Origin of the sequence: Chryseolinea sp. T2, from assembly GCF_037203685.1 — a bacterium.
GTDB lineage: Bacteria > Bacteroidota > Bacteroidia > Cytophagales > Cyclobacteriaceae > Chryseolinea.
In genome coordinates, this window is record NZ_JBBCAU010000006.1 from 1 (window position 1) to 22,157 (window position 22,157).

General features: G+C 48.3%; 20 protein-coding genes. 13 read left to right on the forward strand and 7 right to left on the reverse strand.

Translation table 11 applies throughout. The annotated features are described in order from the left end of the window. Positions 1-187: 187 nt before the first annotated feature. Positions 188-1,480, reverse strand: coding sequence for a PAS domain S-box protein (locus WBG78_RS18990; protein ID WP_337328053.1), 1,293 nt, complete (start codon positions 1,478-1,480; stop codon positions 188-190). 211 nt (positions 1,481-1,691) lie between these two features. Between WBG78_RS18990 and WBG78_RS18995 the strand changes: the two genes are divergently transcribed. Then, positions 1,692-2,294 (forward strand): hypothetical protein, encoded by a 603-nt coding sequence (locus WBG78_RS18995; RefSeq protein ID WP_337328054.1) that lies wholly within the window; start codon positions 1,692-1,694, stop codon positions 2,292-2,294. Between the two features lie 146 nt (positions 2,295-2,440). On the opposite strand, the gene WBG78_RS19000 is transcribed toward WBG78_RS18995, so the two are convergent. Next, on the reverse strand, positions 2,441-3,484 hold the full coding sequence (locus WBG78_RS19000) for an HAD family hydrolase (RefSeq protein ID WP_337328055.1): 1,044 nt from the start codon (positions 3,482-3,484) through the stop codon (positions 2,441-2,443). A 460-nt stretch (positions 3,485-3,944) separates the two neighbouring features. Between WBG78_RS19000 and WBG78_RS19005 the strand changes: the two genes are divergently transcribed. From WBG78_RS19005 to WBG78_RS19035, 7 genes are all read left to right on the forward strand, one after another. After that, positions 3,945-5,513, forward strand: a complete 1,569-nt coding sequence (locus tag WBG78_RS19005) for an arylsulfatase (protein ID WP_337328056.1) — start codon at positions 3,945-3,947, stop codon at positions 5,511-5,513. Between the two features lie 117 nt (positions 5,514-5,630). Continuing rightward, complete coding sequence (locus tag WBG78_RS19010) at positions 5,631-6,590, forward strand: AAA family ATPase (RefSeq protein ID WP_337328057.1); 960 nt, start codon at positions 5,631-5,633, stop codon at positions 6,588-6,590. Positions 6,591-6,595: 5 nt separating this feature from the next. After that, positions 6,596-7,534, forward strand: coding sequence for a DUF58 domain-containing protein (locus tag WBG78_RS19015; protein WP_337328058.1), 939 nt, complete (start codon positions 6,596-6,598; stop codon positions 7,532-7,534). Beyond that, entirely contained in the window at positions 7,531-8,001 is a 471-nt protein-coding gene (locus WBG78_RS19020) for a DUF4381 domain-containing protein (RefSeq protein WP_337328059.1), read from the forward strand. Before WBG78_RS19015 ends, WBG78_RS19020 begins: the two co-directional genes overlap by 4 nt. Beyond that, positions 7,991-8,980, forward strand: coding sequence for a VWA domain-containing protein (locus WBG78_RS19025; RefSeq protein WP_337328060.1), 990 nt, complete (start codon positions 7,991-7,993; stop codon positions 8,978-8,980). Before WBG78_RS19020 ends, WBG78_RS19025 begins: the two co-directional genes overlap by 11 nt. A gap of 44 nt (positions 8,981-9,024) precedes the next feature. Beyond that, on the forward strand, positions 9,025-10,767 hold the full coding sequence (locus tag WBG78_RS19030; RefSeq protein ID WP_337328061.1) for a VWA domain-containing protein: 1,743 nt from the start codon (positions 9,025-9,027) through the stop codon (positions 10,765-10,767). After that, positions 10,761-12,116 (forward strand): hypothetical protein, encoded by a 1,356-nt coding sequence (locus WBG78_RS19035; protein ID WP_337328062.1) that lies wholly within the window; start codon positions 10,761-10,763, stop codon positions 12,114-12,116. The genes WBG78_RS19030 and WBG78_RS19035 overlap by 7 nt, the downstream gene beginning before the upstream one ends. 18 nt (positions 12,117-12,134) lie before the next feature. Here WBG78_RS19035 and WBG78_RS19040 read toward each other — a convergent pair whose 3' ends face one another. Beyond that, positions 12,135-12,539: a hypothetical protein gene (locus tag WBG78_RS19040; protein ID WP_337328063.1), complete on the reverse strand. Its 405-nt coding sequence runs from the start codon at positions 12,537-12,539 to the stop codon at positions 12,135-12,137. A 139-nt stretch (positions 12,540-12,678) separates the two neighbouring features. Between WBG78_RS19040 and WBG78_RS19045 the strand changes: the two genes are divergently transcribed. From WBG78_RS19045 to WBG78_RS19060, 4 genes are all read left to right on the forward strand, one after another. Further along, complete coding sequence (locus WBG78_RS19045) at positions 12,679-14,835, forward strand: TonB-dependent receptor (RefSeq protein WP_337328064.1); 2,157 nt, start codon at positions 12,679-12,681, stop codon at positions 14,833-14,835. Between the two features lie 35 nt (positions 14,836-14,870). Next, complete coding sequence (locus WBG78_RS19050) at positions 14,871-15,503, forward strand: hypothetical protein (protein ID WP_337328065.1); 633 nt, start codon at positions 14,871-14,873, stop codon at positions 15,501-15,503. A 115-nt stretch (positions 15,504-15,618) separates the two neighbouring features. Then, positions 15,619-16,641, forward strand: a complete 1,023-nt coding sequence (locus WBG78_RS19055; RefSeq protein ID WP_337328066.1) for a sensor histidine kinase — start codon at positions 15,619-15,621, stop codon at positions 16,639-16,641. Beyond that, positions 16,638-17,396 carry a LytR/AlgR family response regulator transcription factor gene (locus tag WBG78_RS19060; protein ID WP_337328067.1) on the forward strand — a complete coding sequence of 253 codons (759 nt, stop codon included), beginning with the start codon at positions 16,638-16,640 and terminating at the stop codon, positions 17,394-17,396. The genes WBG78_RS19055 and WBG78_RS19060 overlap by 4 nt, the downstream gene beginning before the upstream one ends. A 54-nt stretch (positions 17,397-17,450) precedes the next feature. Here WBG78_RS19060 and WBG78_RS19065 read toward each other — a convergent pair whose 3' ends face one another. The 4 genes from WBG78_RS19065 to WBG78_RS19080 all read right to left on the reverse strand — a co-directional run bounded on the left by WBG78_RS19065 (position 17,451) and on the right by WBG78_RS19080 (position 20,666). Further along, a complete protein-coding gene (locus tag WBG78_RS19065; RefSeq protein WP_337328068.1) occupies positions 17,451-18,758 on the reverse strand; it encodes a BamA/TamA family outer membrane protein in 1,308 nt (435 codons plus the stop codon). Positions 18,759-18,936: 178 nt separating this feature from the next. After that, entirely contained in the window at positions 18,937-19,464 is a 528-nt protein-coding gene (locus WBG78_RS19070) for a hypothetical protein (RefSeq protein WP_337328069.1), read from the reverse strand. Between the two features lie 22 nt (positions 19,465-19,486). Beyond that, positions 19,487-20,026 (reverse strand): hypothetical protein, encoded by a 540-nt coding sequence (locus WBG78_RS19075; protein ID WP_337328070.1) that lies wholly within the window; start codon positions 20,024-20,026, stop codon positions 19,487-19,489. Between the two features lie 94 nt (positions 20,027-20,120). Further along, complete coding sequence (locus WBG78_RS19080) at positions 20,121-20,666, reverse strand: hypothetical protein (RefSeq protein WP_337328071.1); 546 nt, start codon at positions 20,664-20,666, stop codon at positions 20,121-20,123. 519 nt (positions 20,667-21,185) lie between these two features. Here WBG78_RS19080 and WBG78_RS19085 point away from each other — a divergent pair. After that, entirely contained in the window at positions 21,186-22,061 is an 876-nt protein-coding gene (locus WBG78_RS19085; protein ID WP_337328072.1) for a ThuA domain-containing protein, read from the forward strand. The last annotated feature ends 96 nt before the right edge of the window (positions 22,062-22,157 follow it).

Here is a 22,157-nt window from a genome sequence, read left to right on the forward strand (position 1 = left end):
ACTTAAAGTTGCAACCCTTTAAACTGCCAAAAAAGAAAATATACTCTCTAAGGAAGTTGTTTTTTAACATAGAAGGGATCATCCGTCTGTAGCAAAAAAGCGTTCGATGAAGCACACGTGCGACGCACAAATCACCAATGAAACACAAAATGCTCATCGCACGTCACGCACGCACCTTCGTCAATCATCAATTCAACGCATCACCCAGTTCTCTCTCGTGCTCATGGATGAACTCCGTGAGTGCGCTCGTGGCAGCGTTAAGTTCGTTCGCGCTGATCACCATTTTCTGAGCAATATCAGGAAGCTCATCGCTACTGATCAATCCACGCTCCAGCAATTGTGACAACCCCAGGATCCTGGCGAGTGGTCCGCGAATCTCGTGTGATGTTCTGTGCGCAATCGCCTCAAGTCCCACCAGGGCCCGCGCGTGAACGATCTCCAATGCTTTCCTTGCTGAGATGGGAATGGAGAGATAAAGAAAATATTCATGAGAACCATCAGGACTCTCGACGGGTATAGCCAGCATATCAACCCAAACATCAGACTTCCCGGCCGTCTTCGTCTTTACTTCTGAACGATATGGTGCACCAGCATTCAGGGCCAACACCATTTCCGCGATCAGCGCTTCATTAAATTCGGTATGAAGATCCTGAATGTCCTTGCCCACAATTTCGTCCATGCGATACCCGAGAACGTCAAGGCATTTCTTATTGACTGACAATATTCGACCTCTCTTATCCGTAGTGATCGACATCAGATGCTCATCGATAGCGCGTTTATGAACCTGCAGATCGATGGTCTTTCGTCGAACGGCAAGATCAAGGTCCTCAGTACGGGCATACAATTGTTGATTTGAACTTTGCAAGACCTGGTTCATCGCGGCAATTTCTCCTACAGCCTCCCGAAGGTCACCAGCATATTTGAACGTTGTTGATCTGAACAACAATAGCAATGAAGCCACCCATATCCCACATAGAAAAATCAACGCATTATTCACGAGAAGGTAAGGTGTATCGGCCGTTGGCTCAAATGGCATGCTGTTATCCAGTACTACGTATAGGAGGTAGTACAAGCAGCAGGAAACGAACCCAATGATCATCGTTATCCATCTTTCAAAAACGATGATGCTGCTGATTGCCAGAACGAGCAGTACATATTCGGTGCCCGTTCTTCGGTCCGACACGGCAAGTGCAAATACCACCAATTGAGTAACGTGTATCGTGACAAGCCGGGCGGCACTATAGTGTCGCTCGTAGTTTAAGAAGAGTACGACAGCGAGCACTGGCATTACGGCAAGACCCTCGATCGCTCCCGACGCACCGATGGCCGTGAAAATGCCAACGTAAAGAAGTGTCGCGGCGGCTCCAATGATGACAAGTCCGTTAATCACATGCAGACGCATTTGCTGCAGGTGACTCATCATCGGAGACCCCCCGATATTCAAAAGTTTACTCCAAACGTTTGAAAACGATCGATTCATTCCAGTTTACAGAATTGCCAGATCAAAAGACCGGCGTCCGCAAAAAGGTACCTGAGGGGAGCAGTGGTACTTGCAGGTGAACGCTGTCTTTCCAAAGGCGTGCAACGGTTTTCGCAATCAATTGCTTTAATTTGAGGTGTCTTACGACGCACGCGAGGTCGCAAATCACGCAGCAAGTTACGCAACACAACATAAATACTACCCTCACTTTATGAAGAATATCGTTGTTACATGCGCAGCACTGTTAATAGTACATCTAACTCATGCGCAGATTACACCAGCGGCGGCCGATTCAGCAAACGTAATCAGACCAGATACAATAGTTCGTTCACAGCCGAAAGACCAGCGCCCGGTGGTGAAGCGAATCAGCCTGGGGGGGTCCACCGGTTTCTGGATCCAGCCATCCCGGACGCACCTTGAAATCACGGCCCTATTAGCATACCGCTTCCCGAAGATACTGACACTGGGCCCAGGCTATCGATATATTTACACCCGCAACAGGATTTATGGCAAGAATCTCAACAGCTACGGCCCGAATTTTTTTGCACGTGCTCAGCTCACCCGAAGAATTTATCTTTGGAGTGAATGGGAACACCTTCGAACCGAATATGCCGTCCAACTGGCGAACTCTTCAGTTGAAACTCAATCAGACGAATTAAACTCATTCTTCCTTGGCGCCGGATACGTCCGTCAGTTAGGCAGAAAGGGCAGAGGTGGCATCAGTATTCAAGTGCTGTACAACTTCCTCTACAACCGTGAAGAGAACAGCCCGTACTACAGTCCCGTTATTTATAGAATCGGTTACTTTTTTTGAATAAAGTATACTGCTGCCGAATTGTTGCTTTGGTTTGATTGCATCCGAAGGTACCATCGGCTGCTAGTCTTGTTGGGATGCAGCGTCGCCGTAATCATCAATATTGCGACGAGTGATCATATTGCCTGCTTGTTCGTCAAGCCAGGTCATTTTTCAAAAGGATACACATTCTTCCAGTCCTTCGCCATATCAATGAGCGTCCATCCCTTTTGATTGGCTTCGTCTAATGCCTCGTTAAACGTACCGATATGTGATTTTCTGTCGTAGGCCCACTCGCGTGTTGAATCGGTATGATGAACATACAGTTGAAAATTCTTTAACGGATTGGCATCCGACCATCTCATCATCTGCAGGTCACCGTCTGAATTGCCGGCGGCAAACACCGGCTTGCGACCGATATATCGCTGAATACCTACCGGCTTTCCATCCTTGTCATCGATAAGATCGATTTCAGGAAGTCGCTTCAACACTGGATTACCATTGTTGTAGTCGTACTTGAGCTTAACACTACTGCCCACCACCTGATCACGCGGAATGTTATAAACGCGTTCCGCCCACGGACGCATGAACTCAATGCCACCACCAGATACAATAAAAACTTTGAAATCATTCTCCTGAAGATATTGAATGAGCTCAAGCATGGGCTGAAACACAAGATCAGTATACAACTTCTTCTTAGTGGGATGTTGCGCAGTAGTGATCCAGTCAGAAACGATCTTTTCAAACTCGTCGGTTGTCATTCCCACATGCGTGGTCATCACAATTTCAACAATTCCTTTCTCACCCTGCTTCATCAAGGCAGGCATATCATTTTCAAGAATTGCTTTATAGGGTTGCTTTTTTTTCCATTCCGGATGTGAAGGTGCCATCGCCTTAATCCGATCTATTGCAAAAAAGAACTGAAAGTATATTGGCTGCTCCGACCACAAAGTACCATCATTGTCGAACGTGGCGATGCGATCGGGAACGTCGATAAAGTTCTGACCGGCCTCATTCGTTACATCCTTCACATAGTCGATGATCGCGCTTTTCGTTGCACCGTCATTCCACGATGGCAGAGGATCGAATTCCGTGACAGGCTCAACGACAGCCGTTGCCTCTTTCTTCGTACCAGGCGTACATGAAACAAGAGACAAACCAATCAGGATCACCCAACCTAATCGAGCAATAGCGAGTTGATTTATTTTCATAGTTATAATTATTTATGTTGATCGATGGCATCAAATGCAAAGGGATGTATTCACAGGACATGCCTTATCGATATTAATTCTTGTTACACAATCTATTGCACACTTGAAGACCCGAAGCAAGCTAATGCAGATTCATGAAAGGGGAAATGGCAATTTCCGGCTAACAGTTAACTGACGCCACTCAGCATTTCTGTAATGTAGCGTATTGCTTAAGTATCATTCATATCAGGCGTTCTCTTTTCTCTTAATTCCTGAGGAACAAAGATTTAATTTCACATGGGTTGGCTCGCCAAACGTGATATTCACTAATCATCCCATACACGCATCGCAAGTTTAACCGTGAAACACGGTATTTAACTTCTTGAATCATCCCTTATGGTCTATATAGGCAAGAATTGCCGAACGGCACCTTTCTGGCTGATTGAATCGAAAGGGAAATGAAAACTTAAAACGACCCATCATGAAATTAATGTACAGAAGAACCGCTGCCCTGATGCTGGCACTGGTGCTCAGCATCAGTAGCCTTATTGCGCAGCAGAAGAAGCCTAATATCCTCGTCATCTTCGGCGATGATATTGGCGTACCACAAATAAGTGCTTACTCGTTAGGGATGATGGGATATAAGACGCCCAACATCGATCGTATTGCCAAAGAAGGAATGTTATTCACGGATGCGTATGGCCAGCAGAGTTGCACAGCAGGTCGCGCATCTTTTATTCTGGGCATGGAACCGTTCCGCACCGGTCTGCTCACCATTGGTATGCCTGGCGATCCCCATGGAATTACCGACTGGATGCCGACTATTGCCAACGTTATGAAGGCTCAAGGTTATGCGACCGGACAATTTGGGAAAAATCACCTGGGTGATCAGGACCATCACCTGCCAACCAAACATGGCTTCGATGAATTCTTTGGTAATCTTTATCACCTCAACGCTGAAGAAGAACCGGAAGGATATTTCTATCCAAAGGATCCAGACTTCAAAAAGAAATATGGCCCACGGGGTGTATTGAAGACAACCGCCGATGGTAAGGTCGAGGACACTGGCCCGCTGACTTCTAAACGCATGGAAACAGTCGATGAAGAGTTCCTTACCGCTGCAAAGGGATTCGTCGACAGGCAAGCAAAGGCCAACAAGCCATTCTTCATGTGGTTCAACTCTACCCGTATGCACATTTTTACACACCTCAAACCTGAATCAATGGGCAAGACTGGTGTAGGGATACACGCCGACGGCATGGTAGAACATGATGCCATGGTTGGCGAATTGCTGAAACAGCTGGATGATCTGAAGATTGCGGACAATACTATCGTCATTTATACCACTGATAATGGAGCAGAAATCGCCCTGTGGCCCGACGGTGCTATGACTCCGTTCAGAGGGGAAAAAGGTACTACGTGGGAGGGTGGATTTCGAATCCCAATGATGATTCGTTGGCCTGGTGTCATCAAGCCTGGTCAGATAAGCAACGAGATCATTTCATTAATTGACTGGTTTCCCACGCTGGCGGACGCAGCAGGGGCAGGTGATATTAAAGCAAAGATGGCCAGTGGCTTTGCTTCAGGTGGTAAAACCTTCAAAGTGCACCTTGATGGATATAATTTTGCACCATACTTAAGAGGACAGCAGCCTAAAGGCCCACGTGATAATATCATGTACTTTGATCAGGGAGGAAATTTGAATGCCGTTCGCTGGAACGATTGGAAGGTTAGCTTTGCAACCTATTCTGAAGGCAACATTGCCACGGCTACTCGCGAAACAACAAACTGGGCGATGATCACCAATCTCCGTATGGACCCTTATGAGCGTGGTTTGAAAGAAGGCGGTGAGGCCATGAAATTCTTCGGGCAGCAGATGTGGCTCCTTATTCCTATTCAGGGAAAGGTTCGCGACTTCTTCACTGACTTTGAAAAGTTTCCATATCAAACCGGAAGCACACTCAATCCAGGTGGCATCAATTATGGAACCTTGCGGCAGCAGGAAGCTTTAAAGCGCCTCAAGGAGATAGAGTCTTTAAAGCCGAATTAATCCCCCAACTTTAGTACAAGACTCCCGGAAATTAGTTTTCGGGAGTCTTTGCGTTTTACAACGGTACCGCTATTCAAAAGGGAGTACCGTTTTTATAAGCACTCAAAATAGCGACAAATGGGAGCACTCGATCAAATCAAAGAGCTAAAAACCAGGATACAATCTTCCATCATTGGCCAGGAAGATATCATCACAAAGATACTAATCGGCCTTCTGACAGATGGTAACGTATTGCTCGAAGGTTTCCCGGGACTTGCAAAAACGCGTGCCGTAAAAAGCCTGGCAAAGAATCTCGACTGCAAGCTCAGCCGCATACAGTTCACTCCCGATCTTCTTCCTTCTGACATTACCGGCACCGAAATCTATCAGCCCGAATCACAGGAGAAATTCATCTTTCAGCCGGGTCCCATCTTTAGCAATCTTGTGCTGGCTGATGAAATCAACCGCGCACCAGCAAAGGTTCAGGCAGCTTTGCTTGAAGCCATGGAAGAACGCCAGGTGTCCGTCGCTGGCAAAACACACGCGATGGAAAAGCTGTTCATGGTACTTGCCACGCAGAACCCTATCGAGCAGGAGGGCACGTATCCCCTACCCGAAGCCCAACTTGACCGGTTCATCATGAAGATCGAGATCACGTATCCAGATGCTAAAGACGAAGGAAAGATCATGCGCCTTAACCGCGAAGAATCCAAAGGCGTCCAACAGCAGATTCAAACTACTCCTCAGCAAACCATCTTCGATGCCCGCAGCGAAATAAATAACGTCGAAGTTAAAGAGGCAGCCGAAAAATATATCGTTGATCTCGTCACTGCAACCCGTTACCCTGATAAGATCAACAAAGATCTGGCACGATGGATCAACGTGGGTGTGAGTCCGCGCGCAACGATCGCCCTGGACAAATGTTCCCGTACCGTTGCCTGGCTTGCAGGACGTAACTTTGTCACTGCTGATGACGTACGCTTCATTGTTCATGACGTGCTAAGACATCGTCTCATCCTCAGCTACGAAGCAAACGCCGATGGCGTGAATGCTAACAAGGTCATCGATGCGATCCTCACTAATGTAGCAGTAGCCTGAACGTTATGGGTGCAGAGAAACCATCAGGGGAAATCGTCGCTTCGCTGGAAGACCTCATGGCCTACGAATATCTCGTGCAGGCCGGCAATCTGTTGCCTAGCCATCCGGTCTATTCCATTCTTGCAGGACGCCACGCATCCAAGCTCAGGGGCCGCGGTCTCGACTTCGAGGAGGTCCGCCAGTATGTGCCCGGCGACGACATCCGTAACATTGATTGGAAAGTCACTGCCCGTACGGGATCTACTCACTCAAAAGTATTTAATGAGGAAAAGGAACGTCCAACGTTCATGGTTATCGATCAGACCAGTACCATGTTCTTCGGATCTCAGCGCTTCACAAAGTCAGTCATTGCTGCACAGGCCGCAGCGCTAGGTGCCTTCTATACAATCAAGCGTGGCGATCGCGTGGGCGGTCTCGTCTTTTCCGACGACGAACATAATATCGTCACTCCAAAACGAAGCAAGGCACTCGTTCAGTACTTTCTTCAACTGGTATGTACCGCCAACGAAAAGCTCATCCATCGAAATAGAGTAAACGTCAATACTGCGCGACTCAATGAGATGCTGGATCGCACACTGAAGAGTGTCACGCACGACTATGTTGTAACGGTTGTAACGGATCTCTCGAATCATGACACTGAAACGAAAAAACTCTTACAACGGCTATCATACCACAACGATGTAATCTGCATTCACATATCGGATCCAATGGATGAGCAGCTTCCCGATGGGAAGATCATACTCACAGATGCGCAGCATCAGATCCAGTGGCAAAATGACAAACGCAGCTGGGGCACAAAGTATAAACGCTCATCTGAAGACTTCAGGCGAACCTTGAAGGATGAGCTGAGAAGATATGGCGTACCGGTTGTATTCTACACTACGGTTGACCCGGTTGAGAAACAGGTGAGACGTGATATGGGTCAGTTAACGTCGCAAAGATGAATGACGACATCGGCACATTGATCGAACCACAACCGGTACAGTTCACCTGGGGCGCACCAGGATGGTATGTGCTTGCCGCCTCGCTGCTGTTGGCCATTGCTGGTATCGTCCTGATGATCATTCGTCATTACAGAAAGAACAGGTATCGCCGCGAAGCAATTGACTGGCTTGCCCGTCGTGAAAGTGAGATGACAGGGCAACGCCCTGACCTCATTGTATATGATGCAACCATGCTGGTGAAACGCATCGTGATGACCCGATATGGCAGGGAACATTCCGCGACACGGAAGGATGAGTGGATTGCCTTTCTGAACGAGGCCTGTAAAGCTCAGCTGTTTTCCACCGCAGATGGTGACTGGCTAACGCAAACACTATACGCTGGGGGCCAGGACATACGGAAAGAAGACGTAACATCCTACCTGGACAAAACGAAAACGTGGATCAAACGCCATCGCTATGCACTTTGAGATCGCATACAAATGGGTATTCTTCCTTCTTCCGCTTCCAATATTGGTGTATGCTTTATTGCCTTCGCTTCGTAAACGTCGCCTTGGGCTGATCATTCCATCTTTCCTGCGGGCTGCAAATCTTTCGGACCAGGCTCCGGCAAGAAGCGCATGGATCACGCGCAGGAATTTTCCAGGCTGGCTCATACTAATACTCTGCTGGGTCTCATTGCTCGCAGCAGCCTCTTCGCCAAGATTGGTGGGCGAGCCGGAAAAGAAAACCAAACTGGTGAGAAGCTTTCTCATCGCCGCCGACATTTCATTCAGCATGGCCGAACGCGATTGGGTCGTCGATGGCAAACGCACCACACGCTGGGAAGCAGTGCGCAGCATCATGAAAGACTTCATCAAAGAACGGAAGAGCGACCAAATGGGTCTCGTCATGTTTGCTACTCATGCATATCTGCAGGCACCTTTAACAGACGATCTCACTACCATCAACTGGCTACTCGACGAAACCGAAGTAGGCATGGCGGGGCAGATGACAAGCATTGGCGAAGCAATTGGCTTCAGCATCAAAGTATTTCGTGACGACACAGTCAAACAGAAAGTAATGCTCCTGCTCACCGATGGCGTTGATTCTGGCAATGATATTGCACCGCTCGATGCGGCCCAGGCGGCAAGAAAAGATTCCATTGTTATCTACACGCTCGGCATCGGCAAGGCGCAGGGTAGCGGCGGCTACAACATCGACGAGAAAGGACTGACCGAACTGGCCTCCATCACAGGAGGAAAATATTTCAACGCGATGAATGAGGGCGAACTGAAGAACGTCTATGCCGAACTGAACAAACTGGAACCGATCGAATTTGAAGACGAGCAATATAAGCCGGTGGAATTACTGTATTACTATCCGTTGCTCGCTGCTGTTGCATTCGGGTTGGTGTTCCACCTGATCAATGGAGTAGTTCACTTGTTTCGACGAACAGCAATAGGATGAAACGGCAACCGGAAAAAGATATATAATAACATGGCCGGCGAAGAATGATAAAGGAGCTTGAAAATATTGTCATGTCTTTCAATTGGGAGGAGTTTCACTTCCTTCGCCCCCGTGCGCTTTACCTATCCATACCGTTGCTGGTGATCGTCGTGCTTCTGCTCATCGGCAACAAAACTGACAAGCGCTGGACAAAAATGATCGCGCCGCACCTCAGGCCATTCATGTTCTCAAAGGGAAATCCCTGGTCGATTGCATTGCCGCTACTGTCATTCGCACTTGCCACCGTACTCGGAATAATCGCCATTGCCGGGCCGACGTGGAGTCAGAAAAAGGTTCCGGGTCGCCGGGTTCATGCCGTAACATTGATCACGCTGGATCTCTCTGTTTCAATGCTGGCCAAAGATATTCAACCCAGCCGCCTCGAACGGGCTAAATTGAAGATCGAAGATTTTCTCAAAGCGAATCCCGGCTCACGCATCGGACTGCTCGCCTATGCTGGCACGCCTCATCTTGTATTGCCATTCACATCCGATTACAAGATCATCAGGCATCACGCGGCAAGTTTACACAACCGGGCCATGCCAGTGCCCGGTACCAACTATGACCTGCTGGTGGAAAAGATTGATACGGTTATGAAACGCATCGACGCACCGAGCACCGTGCTTTTACTAACTGATGTTCTTGATCAATCCATGGCCACGACATTGGCCAATTGGGTTAGCCGCGTTCCTCATCATTTGGAGATCGTACTGTTTTCATCGCCACAAGGCACAACCGTTCCAGGCCACTCCAGCGTTCAATCGGCCCAGGACAATTCTGTCATTCAGAACCTCACACAAAACGAAAAGATCACTGTAACGCCTCTGACCCTCGATCCATCAGATGTGCAAAGCGTCGCTGACCGAATCAGGAAGAGTCTCATCTTCCAAACCGAAGATGAAAAGAAGGAAGACGTTTGGGATGACCGTGGATGGATACTCATCATTCCTATCCTCGCGTTGACCTTAATATGGTTCAGGAAAGGATGGGTAATTCAATGGTGCTGGCTACTGCTTCCTGTTTGTCTTGGTTCATGCGGGCTCGACAGTAAGCATCCCGACTGGTGGTACAGCAAAGACTACCAGGGCCAGCTGCTGTCGAATGCTACGCAGTATGATTCAGCAGCCGAGCGTTTCGAGTCAGATAAGTACAAAGCCGTCGCTTATTTCAAAGCAGGCAACTTCGAAGCCGCAGCTGATTTGTTTGCCCTCGATACCACTGCAACGGGTAATTACAACCGGGGCCTCGCACTTGTTAAGCTTGGCAGATACGACGAGGCGATGCACGCCTTCGACACCGCAGGTATGATCGATCCGTCATTGAAATCAAAAGTTGATGAAAGCCGCTCTAAGGCACAGGTACTCCAACACAAGAGTGACAGCGTACTTCAATACGATCCCGCTTCCGCAAGCCAGAAGACAAAAGATCTGAACGAAAAGAAACGGAAGAACGATCCGCTAAAGGAACGTAAGCCGGGAAGTGAAGATGAGAAACTCAGTTCAGATACACAGGTGAAGAAGTTGCCCAAGTTTGGCAACCGGGTAACTGATGAAACCATGAGCAACATTCACTCGGCAAAAGAACAAAAGGAACCACCGAAGGATTTCAAGTTGGAAAAGCAGGGAGGCGAAACGAACGTGATCATTCGAAGGTCTGAAAACGATCCGGGCGAATTCCTGCACCGACGTTTTGAGCTTCAAAAGAAACGGGACTACCCACAGGTTAAACCTTCAGCTGATCCATGGTAGCACGTACACTGATCGTTCCGCTGGTGAGAACACTGGGCATCTTGATGCTTGTGCTTACGACTTCACGCGTACAGGCACAGAGTTGCTTCGCGACGGCGCAGCTTGATAGGCACAGTGTATACGTGCAGCAACCATTCAAGGTCACGATTACCGTAATGACCGCCACCTGGTTTACAGCCCCTGTTGAGTTCGACAATCTCCAGGTGCCCAATGCCTTCGTATTGCCCTTCGACAGAAATTTCCCGGGCATGTTTGATCACAAGGGTAAACAGTACGCCGGCATTCAGTTCTATTTTATTGTGTTCCCCTATCGCGCCGGCGACTTCACGCTTCCTCCCATCACCGTGCATGCGACGACACCACCGGAGGGCAGCAGCGAAAGCAAAGCCATCACCATTAAAACACCTCAGCTGCGATTTGTTGTCAAACCGGTTCCGGCCGACGCTAAAGACGGATGGTTTGTAGCCAAATCTGTCAGTATCCATGAACGATGGAATAAGTCGCTAACGCATCTCAAAGTCGGTGACGTGATCGAACGAACAATTACCATCAACGCGAAGGGTACACTACCGCAGTTTATTCCGGCTTTGAAAGAACAAGAGCTTAACTTTGCGAATGTCTATCCGCAGGATCCTGAACTCAAAGATCTGCGCGACGAGTACGACGCAAACGGCGAACTCACACAGAGCTTCATCTACCTGATGGAGAAAGAAGGCACGTTCTCAATTCCACCCATGACGGTTAGCTGGTGGAATCCGAATGCGCGCAAGATGAACAAGCGCAGCCTGCGTGAACACAAGGTCACCGTACAACCCAATCCCAACCTGGGTATGGTGGCAACAATTAAAGACAGCCTCGAAGCAACGCAACGACCAGCAACAACAGCTACTGCGAAGAAACCGTTCACGATCATGGGCATGAAATGGTATGTGTTCGCCGCCTATGCTTTGCCCGCGCTTGCTGTTCTTTATTTCCTTTTACGACTAGTATGGAGGTTTATCCAAAAGGAACGGAAGCGCCTTGCGCAGTACCGTAAAAGCGAGCTGTACTGGTTTCGCCATGTGTTCCGGTCATCATCGCCCAAAGAGTTCTGGATACGATTGTACGAATGGTGGGACCGCGTCTATTACGATGAAAAAGTAAATGGCTTTGCAGAAGCTTTCGAAAGTGCGGGTGATAAGCAAGGGTCGGATGCCATCTCAAAGGCAAACGAGGAGATATATCATAGCAGTCAGTCCACTCAGGCTTCACACGAGATCAAAGGGAGGCTGTCACATTTGAGGAGGTGGATTATTGGAAAGCAGCGGGAAGAAAAAGAATCAATGCCAGAGCGGCAGCGGGAGTGGTAGGTAGGTTGATATCGATCCCTACTGGATCGAACTTCCCCTCCCAACAATCCTCATCTTAGTGGGCCTGGATAACTTATAATCGACCGAACGCTGATTCACACCGATGCGTCTGTTCACATAGCCCTTCCGGTAGTCTGTTACGCGTGCCTCGAATTGAATGATATCGCCCGAAGTTAAAGTTCCAAGCGCCTCGAATCCTTTCGTCATGGTAAACCAAAGATGGTCTGTAACGACCTTGCCCTCTTCATCCCGGATATCTTTCAGCAGGATCGTCGTCTCGGAATACCCCTTGTAGCTGATCTTCTTCCCTTCGCGCTGGTACACGCCCTGAAACTTCTTCCTTACGTCATTTATTTTCTTCAGCCCCGTTCTCATGGCATTTAATACTGCGAGGTGTTCCGCCGGAGCAAGATACGACATCATTCCGTACCTCTCCTTTCCGGATCCTGACAATAAGAGTTGACTTTTTACAGTCCATCCTGCCCGTTCGACAGTTCGGTAACACTCTCCAAAAAAATCCAAACACGGACGCGACTTTAGGCGTGTGATCGCTATGAGCTGCATGAAACCAACCATCACATTAATTCTCTTATCACTGGCAACATTGAGCCTCGCACAGGTCCGCATATCAGGCAAAGTGGTGAACGATAAAGGCGAGCCACTGATCGGTGCAAACATACTATTGAAGGACACCTATGATGGAGCAAGTACCGATGCGAACGGAAATTTCAGTTTCACTACCGACGAACACGGAGCCCAGATACTGATTGTTACATCCATCTCATTCGAGCCTTTAGAGCATGCGGTTGATCTGAGCAGAAACATCGAAGTATCGCTCACAATGAAAGAATCTTTCAACGAACTGGAAGCCGTAGAAATTTCCGCGGGATCATTCACGGCCGGCGATGAAAAACGAAGAACAATACTGCGCGCAGTTGACATCGCTACAACAGCAGGAGCCACTGCCGACATAGCCGGTGCGTTGAATACCCTTCCCGGCACAACCAAAGTAGGAGAAACCGGTCGTCTCTTCGTACGAGGCGGCGACGACAGCGAAGCACGCACTTTCATCGATGGCATGCTGGTGATGAATGAATACAATGCCTCCGCTCCCAACACGCCTTCACGCACACGCTTCATGCCCTTCATGTTCAAGGGTACAAGCTTCAGTACGGGTGGTTACTCTGCGGAATACGGACAGGCTTTATCATCAGCATTGATCCTCAACTCAAAAGACAAAGCCGAAATGAATCAAACCGATATCGGCATCCTCTCTGTAGGTGCGGAAGTTGCCCACACGCAGGTGTTTGAAAAGTCATCGGTTGGAGGCAAGATCTCTTACACTTCCCTGGCGCCTTACTACGAGCTTATAAAACAACGCCTCGACTGGGAAGAGCCCTATTCATCCCTGGATATCAATGCGGCCTATAGACAACAACTGGGAAGAAAAGGTGGCATGCTGAAGGCATACGGAAAGTACAATAACGCACGTCTCTCATACAATCAATCATCCATAGCTGATCCAACCAAAAAGTATCTCTACGAAATCAACAATGAATACGCATACGGCAATCTTGCCATGCAAACTCCATTAAATGAACGATGGAGTCTTCGGGGTGGTATATCTTTTACTCATAACGTAAACGATATGCGCATCGCGAAGCTTCCCATGTACGAACAGGAAAACGGAGTACACGTAAAGCTGGTGACCGAAAGCTCGCTTAATGAAAAGGTTGAAGTCCGTATCGGTGCAGAAACGATCTCGAGAAATTATTCAGCCTCCAGACAGGACTCTGTCTCCGGCCTAACTCAAAAGGCAGCATTTGACGAGATCATCACCAGTCTCTTCGGCGAATCAGAGATATACCTCTCCGACCGCCTTGTTACCCGTGTAGGTGTGAGGACAGAATACAATTCACTGAACCGTAACCTGACCGTCGATCCTCGTGTATCTCTGGCTTATAAGCCCTTCGACAAAGGACAGGTATCGTTCGCTTACGGCATCTTCCGTCAAAGCGTAAAAAATGAATACCTGCGCATCAACAACGACCTCAACAGTGAACGCGCCGAACACTTCATTCTGAACTACCAGCTGACAACCGACAACAGGACATTCCGCGTGGAAGCCTACTACAAAAAATATCTAAGTCTCATTAAATATTCGCTACTGGAACCCTCTCTCATGAACAACAACGGATCGGGATATGCCTCCGGTGCAGAGATCTTCTACCGCGACAATAAATCAATCAGGAACGCTGACTTCTGGATCTCCTACTCCTTCCTGAATACCAAACGCGACTATCTCAACTTTCCCATCGAAGCCACACCCTCATTTGCATCACAGCACAATTTCTCTGTTGTCTACAAACACTTCATCACAAAACTGAGGTCACAGATCGGTGCAACTTATTCCTTCGCCTCTCCCAGACCTTATAATAATCCAAACCTGGAAGTCTTCAACAGCGAACGTACTCCGGCATACCACGACCTGAGCGCCAACATCAGCTACCTTCCAAAAAGCTGGATCATCGTTTATGCTTCCTGCACGAATCTGCTGGGACGCAACAACATCTTCGGCTATGAGTACAGCGCCGTTCCCGGTTCCGACGGCGTGTATGCCGCCCGTGCCATCACTCAACCCGCTAAACATTTTATGCTAGTCGGTGTTTTTCTGACGATCTCGAAAAATAAGTCCGTTAATCAACTGCCCAATCTCTGAATTGATCATATACAACATCATAACAATCAAACATTATGAAAACCATCTTAACCTCCGCTTTCATCTTATGCGCATGCCTGATGCAGGCACAGGACAAGTATACCAGCGCGATGCTGAAGAACATCGACGCACTGTACAAATCCAAAACGTCGGAAGAATATCAGTCATCCGTGAACGCATTTGACCGAATCGCTTCAACCGAGAAGAACAAGTTTGAACCTTACTACTATGCGGCGTTTGGCAACATCATGATGGCCGTTAACGAAACTGTTCCCGGAAAGAAAGACAACTATCTCGATCTCGCCTCTGCCAATGTTGATAAAGCAAAGACGATCAAACCAAATGATTCGGAGATCATTGCACTGGAAGGATTCGTGCACATGATCCGCGTTACCGTCGACCCACAGTCGCGTGGACAGGAATACTCAGGCAAGGCATTCACAGCATTCAACAAGGCCGTTGCCTTGAATCCAGAGAACCCACGTGCCCTCGCCCTGCTGGGCCAAATGCAGCTCGGAACCGCACGGTTCTTTGGCAACGACTCATCCGAGGCATGCGCAACGTCGGGAAAAGCACTCGAGAAGTTTGCCTCGTACAGGCCTGCCAGTGCCCTCGCACCACATTGGGGACAGGTCATGGCCGAAGAGGTCAAGTCAACCTGCAAATAATTATCCGCTGGCTTTAAAACAATCAGCCCGAACGAATTATCATTACAGGTAGTTGAATCATTGATTACCATGCCGTACATCGGCACTGAGACGATCAATCATACCATTAGTTAACATGCAGGCATTCAGTTGGCAAGTGTTGAGTCGCGAAATAAAGTTCCTCGCAAGCATCGCGGTGATCAGCGTCGTTCAAACGTGGTTCAACTGCCAGCGATGTCACACGGATCCGCGCTCGTACGCCCTAATCAGTTTCTTTTGCTTTTGCATTTGGGTATTGCTCTGGCGTGGAAACGCGTGGATGACGGATTACATCGAAGCTCGAATTCCGTGGCTGAAGGAACCGGTTAAAAGACTGGTAGTGGGCATCGTCACTACACTGGTATACACGATCGGCATCGTGTTACTGATGATGTATATCTTCCGGTTGGTATTTGATTTTACCTTCGGGAATGCCCTTCAGTATACACTGATATATTCGATGGTCATTACGCTGATCGTGTGTCTGTTCCTTCACGGTCGTGCCTTCTTCCTGAACTGGAGTAAGGTTGAACTGGATGCAGAAAAACTGCGAAACGAAAATCTTACTGCGCGATACGAAGCGCTGAAAGGTCAGCTGGACCCGCACTTTCTTTTCAACAGCCTTAATGTGTTGACGAACCTGGTGTATCAAAGTGCGGATCAATCTGCAGCATTCATCAAACAACTCTCGGAGGTATATCGTTATGTACTTGATATCCGTAGCAGGGAATTGGTGTCAGTGGGTGAAGAAATTAAATTTGTTGAGGCATATGTATATCTGAACAGGATCCGCTTTGGCGACAAACTCAGATTTATAAACAACGTCAGCAACACCGATGGCCGCGTGCCTCCACTTGTTATTCAAATGCTCGTCGAAAACGCAATCAAGCACAACGTAATCTCCGAGGACGATCCTCTGACCATAACGGTCTCCCAGGTAAACGACGTTATCGTAGTTGAAAACAACCTTCAGCGCAGAGGCATTGTTGAACAACACACTAAAGGAATCGGACTCGATAATATATCAAAGCGATATGAGATGTTATCGAACAGAACTATACTCATCGAGGAAACACCCACCTCATTCAAAGTGACGATCCCAATACTCCAGATAGTATGAACGTACTGATCATCGAAGATGAACCACTTGCCGCACAAAGGCTCGCATCGCTGATCGATGAGCTGTTACCCAACGCAGAGGTCTTACAGACGATCGACTCGATCAAGAGATCTGTCCAATGGCTGAACCAAAACGACCATCCTGATCTCATTCTGATGGACATTCATCTTGCTGACGGAATCAGCTTCGATATATTCGAAAAATGTACAGTGTCATGCCCCGTGATATTCACGACAGCTTACGATCAGTACGCGCTCAGGGCTTTCAAGGTAAACAGCATAGACTACATTCTTAAACCTGTTGACAAAACAGAGCTTGCACAAGCATTAAAGAAATTCGAAACTTCAAGATCGGGACAGACAAGTCCCGATCTACTCACCAACATTCAAGCAGCGATGCGTATGCTGACGCGTCGCTTCAAAGAACGATTCATAGTGAAGGTGGGCGACAAGCTGAGGTCGATCGAAGTCAGCGATGTTCAATTATTTCTAAGTGAGGATAAGACAACCTTCGCTCAAACATCCGATGGACGCAAGCACGTTTTAGACCATCCGTTGGATGAGATACAGGGGTTGCTTAATCCGGAACTGTTCTTCAGAGTGAACAGAAAATATATAGTCGCCGTATCAGCTATTCGCGACATCAGCAGCTATACGAACAGCCGTCTCAGGCTATTGCTGAAAGTCACCCACGATGATGACGTTATCGTGGCGCGCGAAAGAGTGAATGAGTTCAGAGAATGGCTCGACCGATGACACCGGCTGGTCCGGTGAGAATGGCTGGACTGGTGGGAATGACTGGACTGGCGATCAGAATGTCTCCGATGCTGCGAGATAAAATCCCGACGACTTATCTCCAAAGCCAAAGTCGATGGCGAGATTGGTCCGCGTCTTCTTGTCTACCATTACACGAAGTCCCATGCCGTAACCAGGCTTGATTGCTTCAAAAAGATCCAGCGACTGCGTAGGGTTGCTGGCTGTGGTAGCATTCAGGAACAGTACGCCGCCGAGAATGCCGGTGCATTGTGAAATAGGAAATCGATACTCTGCCTCTCCATAAACCATGTTGTTGCCACGGAAGCGTCCCTGCGTGTAGCCCCGGGCACTTCTGCTCCTTTGGTCGTACGCTGTCGCCGGAAGGATCATGTATGGGAACTCTCCCTTCGGGGAAAAGTTCGCCAACACCCAAAACGCCAGCAGGTGTCTGGGATAGCGGACGGACAATGGATGAAAGCTTCTCCATTCGAGAGAAAGGAAATTTGAGTTGGTCTTGTTGCCGAGAAACTTAAATGAACCACGCCAGCTCACCATCAGGAAGTGACCTCTGTAGGGGTTGATCATATTGTCGCGCGTATCAGATATAACGTTCACGTTCAGCGCTGACGAGAAATACTTTGTCGTGCTGAAACCGTAGTATGTATTATAAGCATAGTGACTGGTGAGGAGTGTATCGCCTGGTACCAGGCTCAACTTTTCATCGTCGATCTTGAAGTAGTAGTCAAGAAAATATCCAACGCCCGCATAGAATGACTTTCCAATTTTGTAAGAGGCAGATTGATACAATCTCGCAAAGTTAAAGTTAATAGGCTGAGCCAGCGAATCGAGCGACGTCTCCATACCCATAAGGTTGAATTGATAGTCGACAATTCCACCCTTTGGCGCATTGGTACCCAGGCCATACGTTGGTTGTGAAAAGACAAGATACCGCCAGTCGCCCGTAAAGAAGATCTTGTTGTTCTTTGTATAGACGCTGTTCTTCAGGAGGTACAGTTGTTGACTTTTGGTAGTGAATTGCGCGCTGCCCGATAGCAGCGAGTACTTGGTGTAATCCTGGCCCAGCTTAAAAGCATACTGTCCCCCGAGCCCCACCATGAATCCCGTTGCAGGGTTTGAACCGATGATTGGAATGAGCAGGATTGATCCCTTTTTATCAACCTTTACGGGAAGCTTTAGCGCAGTTCGGATTAAGTCACTTACATCCTGCTGAACGCAAGTTGAGTCGGTGGTGTTTACCAGCTCCTGTGCGAACAGCGCTGGCGAACTGAGTATACAGATCAGGAACAATAAAATCAACCAGCCAGACGATGCTGAGAGGTATCTTTGAGAGGATGCGTACATAAAACGGACCAGACGTCGTTTCCGGCCTCACGATCTCCATTCGCGGCGCTCGGCGATCTGTTCGTTCACAAAGATAGCCGCACCGTTACTAAAGCACAAGGTGGGAAGCTTATATAAGAAGAACCCGTTAAAACGGGAAGCCTGTCAATAAGCGACGCAAGGTTGTGAACACAGGCAATTAATCCGTGTCCGACAACGAATACTTCCTCAACAATTCATGATTCGATTCAAAGGCACGCTGATCGCCGTTGATATTGACCTGTTTCTTTGGAATGGTCCCAATGATCGTGCCCACCAGCGCACCGAAGCCGCTGCCGAAAAAGGCACCCCATCCCGCATTATCTGCGGCCGAATAACATCCATCACAAGACTCGCCTCCTCCGGCATATGCTGCTACACCACCCACGACCAATCCGGTCACAGCACCAATCAACGCTCCGCGACCGGCACTCGCCTTACGTCGGAATACCAACTTTTTTATTGACACTGCAGGTATTCGCATAGATTGTTCATTGGTGTAAACAACCACCGATGAATCGCCCACCTCTCTGAAAATACCTTTGATCTTATTTCGGTGGGTGGTTAATGTAATCCAGGCATAGTACACTTTTGCCTTCTTCTTTTTTTCCAATGTACCGCTTAACGCGGATGATGAAATCAGAATCAACGCTACCGCTAGCTGCAGCAGCCGACGTGTTGAATACATAGTATGGTTGGGTTAGATTGACTCAATATCCGACAAAGTGCGGCGGTAAGGCATACATGCGCAGCAGGTCACAACGGGCTTTGAACACTCCGGGGTTTCCGTCGATGATAATAAACTCTTTACGTACTGCACCAAGTCCCATTCCCAACAATGCACCCAATCCACTACCCACGATCGCGCCAGCCAACGCTTTCTCCTCAGCCGTATAAGTATAGCAGAACCATCCGCTACAGGGCTCATCATCGCCGCTTGCAAAACCAATTATGCCACCAAGAAACATTCCACTCAACGCCCCGCCCAGTGCACCTCTTCCGACGTTACCTTTTCGTTTAATTATGATTGATTTAATAGCCCGGGCGTTGATTCTCAGTGAACCATTAGAACCTTTAAGATGAATCGTGGAATCATCCACCGCTGCCAGCACACCGACAATTTTCTTTTCCTCGGTTGATACACGCACTATCGCATTGTAGACTTTTATTTTTCCGGGCTTTTGACCTTCCTGGCCAAAGGCAGCAGCGTTTAACAGGAGCACAAACATCACATTCATTGTGATGCGCATAGGTTGGCGGTAGTAACAAGATATCGTAGACATTGGAAAGGGGGTATCGAAGTTTATCGGAGGAAAGTTTTTTTGAAACAAATTGGACGCACCCTCAATATCCCACATACCCCGGTGGCAATGCGTACTGGCTTAACCACTCAGCGCGGCGCCTGAACATTTCCGGCCTTCTTCCAATGTCAACCTTTGCCTTGGCGGCCGATCCGATCCCCATTCCTATCAGTGCACCTATTCCTGCGCCCAGCACCGCGCCAGCTATAACCCTCTCCGGACCGGACTCTCCAATGCATGGATTTGAGTCGCAGGTGTTATCACTGCTGGCAAAAGCAACAAATCCGCCGACAAGCATGGTGGTCAGGGAACCAAGCAATGCTCCTCTTCCGACATTTCCCTTTCTCTTGATCACGATTGAATTGATAACGCGTGCATGAATTCTGACAGTGCCGTCACGGAAAATAAGATGGATTGTGGAGTCGTCAACCTCTTTCAATACACCAACTATCTTTCGCTGTTGTGTCGATACGCTCACCAGCGCATTGTAGATCTTCTCCTTCGGTGGCTTAACTGACTTCTGACAAAACGCGGTTGAGCTGACAAGCAATGCAGTCGCCGCGAGCATTGAGTTTATTGTCGCACGCATAATTATAGAGGTTAGTCTTGCACTTCTTTTAACACACCTACACCGGAGTTTAACTGAGTCGGCAAATGGAGGATGGCAACGTATAGCTTTACTTTTTGTGGCTTAGCTTTCTCCTGTCCTAAGAATGGGTCTGTTATTAATAGCGGGGCTATAACGAACAACAGGAAGGCTTTAGAAACAGAGGTCATAGCGATCTTTAGAAAGCATAAGTGCAGGGTCGTCGCGATCGCTTCCGATCGCCTCAAATCATTCCGCGATGACAGGAATAAAGGTACATCCAGGGGCAGCCGACTTAAGCAGGGAACAGACGCGCTTTCAGCAATTGGAAAAAGTAAGTTTTGCAGTTTTTGCAATCTATCGACCACTGCTCACGTGGCTGTGCTAAAAATCAAATGTCGTGGGTAATTCCATTCCGAAATTCGTATACTTCGTAAACAGATGTCCTTTACAGGGTGAACACGACGAACTAAAAGATCAATAGCTCACGCGCACTTTGGAATGGACCGACACTCAATAATCATGAAAAGAATTCGCACAAGCTCTTTGATACTGGCATCACTGTTCGTCTTGTTAACTCTAAGCAGCACAAAAACCATATCGCAAGCTGATTCCAAAAAGCCGCTCGTTGTGTTTGTGGTGGGCGATCATGAATACAGCAGCGAAGCAACGATGCCCCTGCTGGCCAAAGAGCTGGAACAGAACTATGGTATGCGGACGAAAGTGCTTACGGCATATCCTGACTACAAGTCGGAAGAGAATATTCCGGGTCTCGAAGCGCTAAAAGATGCCGACCTTGCAGTATTCTTTCTACGATGGCGACGACTTCCCGCAGAGCAGATCAAACACATCGACGAGTATTTAAAGACGGGCAAGCCCATCATCGGATTTCGAACCACTACGCATGCGTTCAACTATCCGAAAGGTCATCCGCTGGAGAAATGGAACGCCTTTGGTGAATTTGCCCTTGGTGCTCCTCCCGGCTGGGGCGGACCGGCAGACCATACACACTGCGGTCACAATTGCACGACTGATGTTTCCGTGATCGAGGCCGAGAAGAACAATCCCATACTGAAGGGCGTCGATCCGAATTTTCATGTGAGCTCATGGTTGTATAAGGTACTGCCCGATTACCCGGCAAAGGGATCGACGTGGTTGCTGATGGGCAAAGCGATCAATCCGAATAAAGCCGACTTCAGTGACAACCCCGTAGCCTGGACCTGGAAAACTGCTAATGGTGCAAAAGTCTTCGCCACGACGATGGGACATCCGGCCGACTTTACCGTAGAACCGTTTCAACGCCTGCTGATCAACGCTGTTCACTGGACATTGAACAAGCCGGTGCCTGACAAGTGGAAAGGCAAGATGAACATCAATGTTCCTTACAGGGCTCCTTAACGGCTGTATTTGCAAATCAAAACTCGGCAATTCCCATTGCGTAAAACGCGCAAAAAAAGGCGCTCGCTTCGCTCATCTTAGAGAGATGATTTTGAT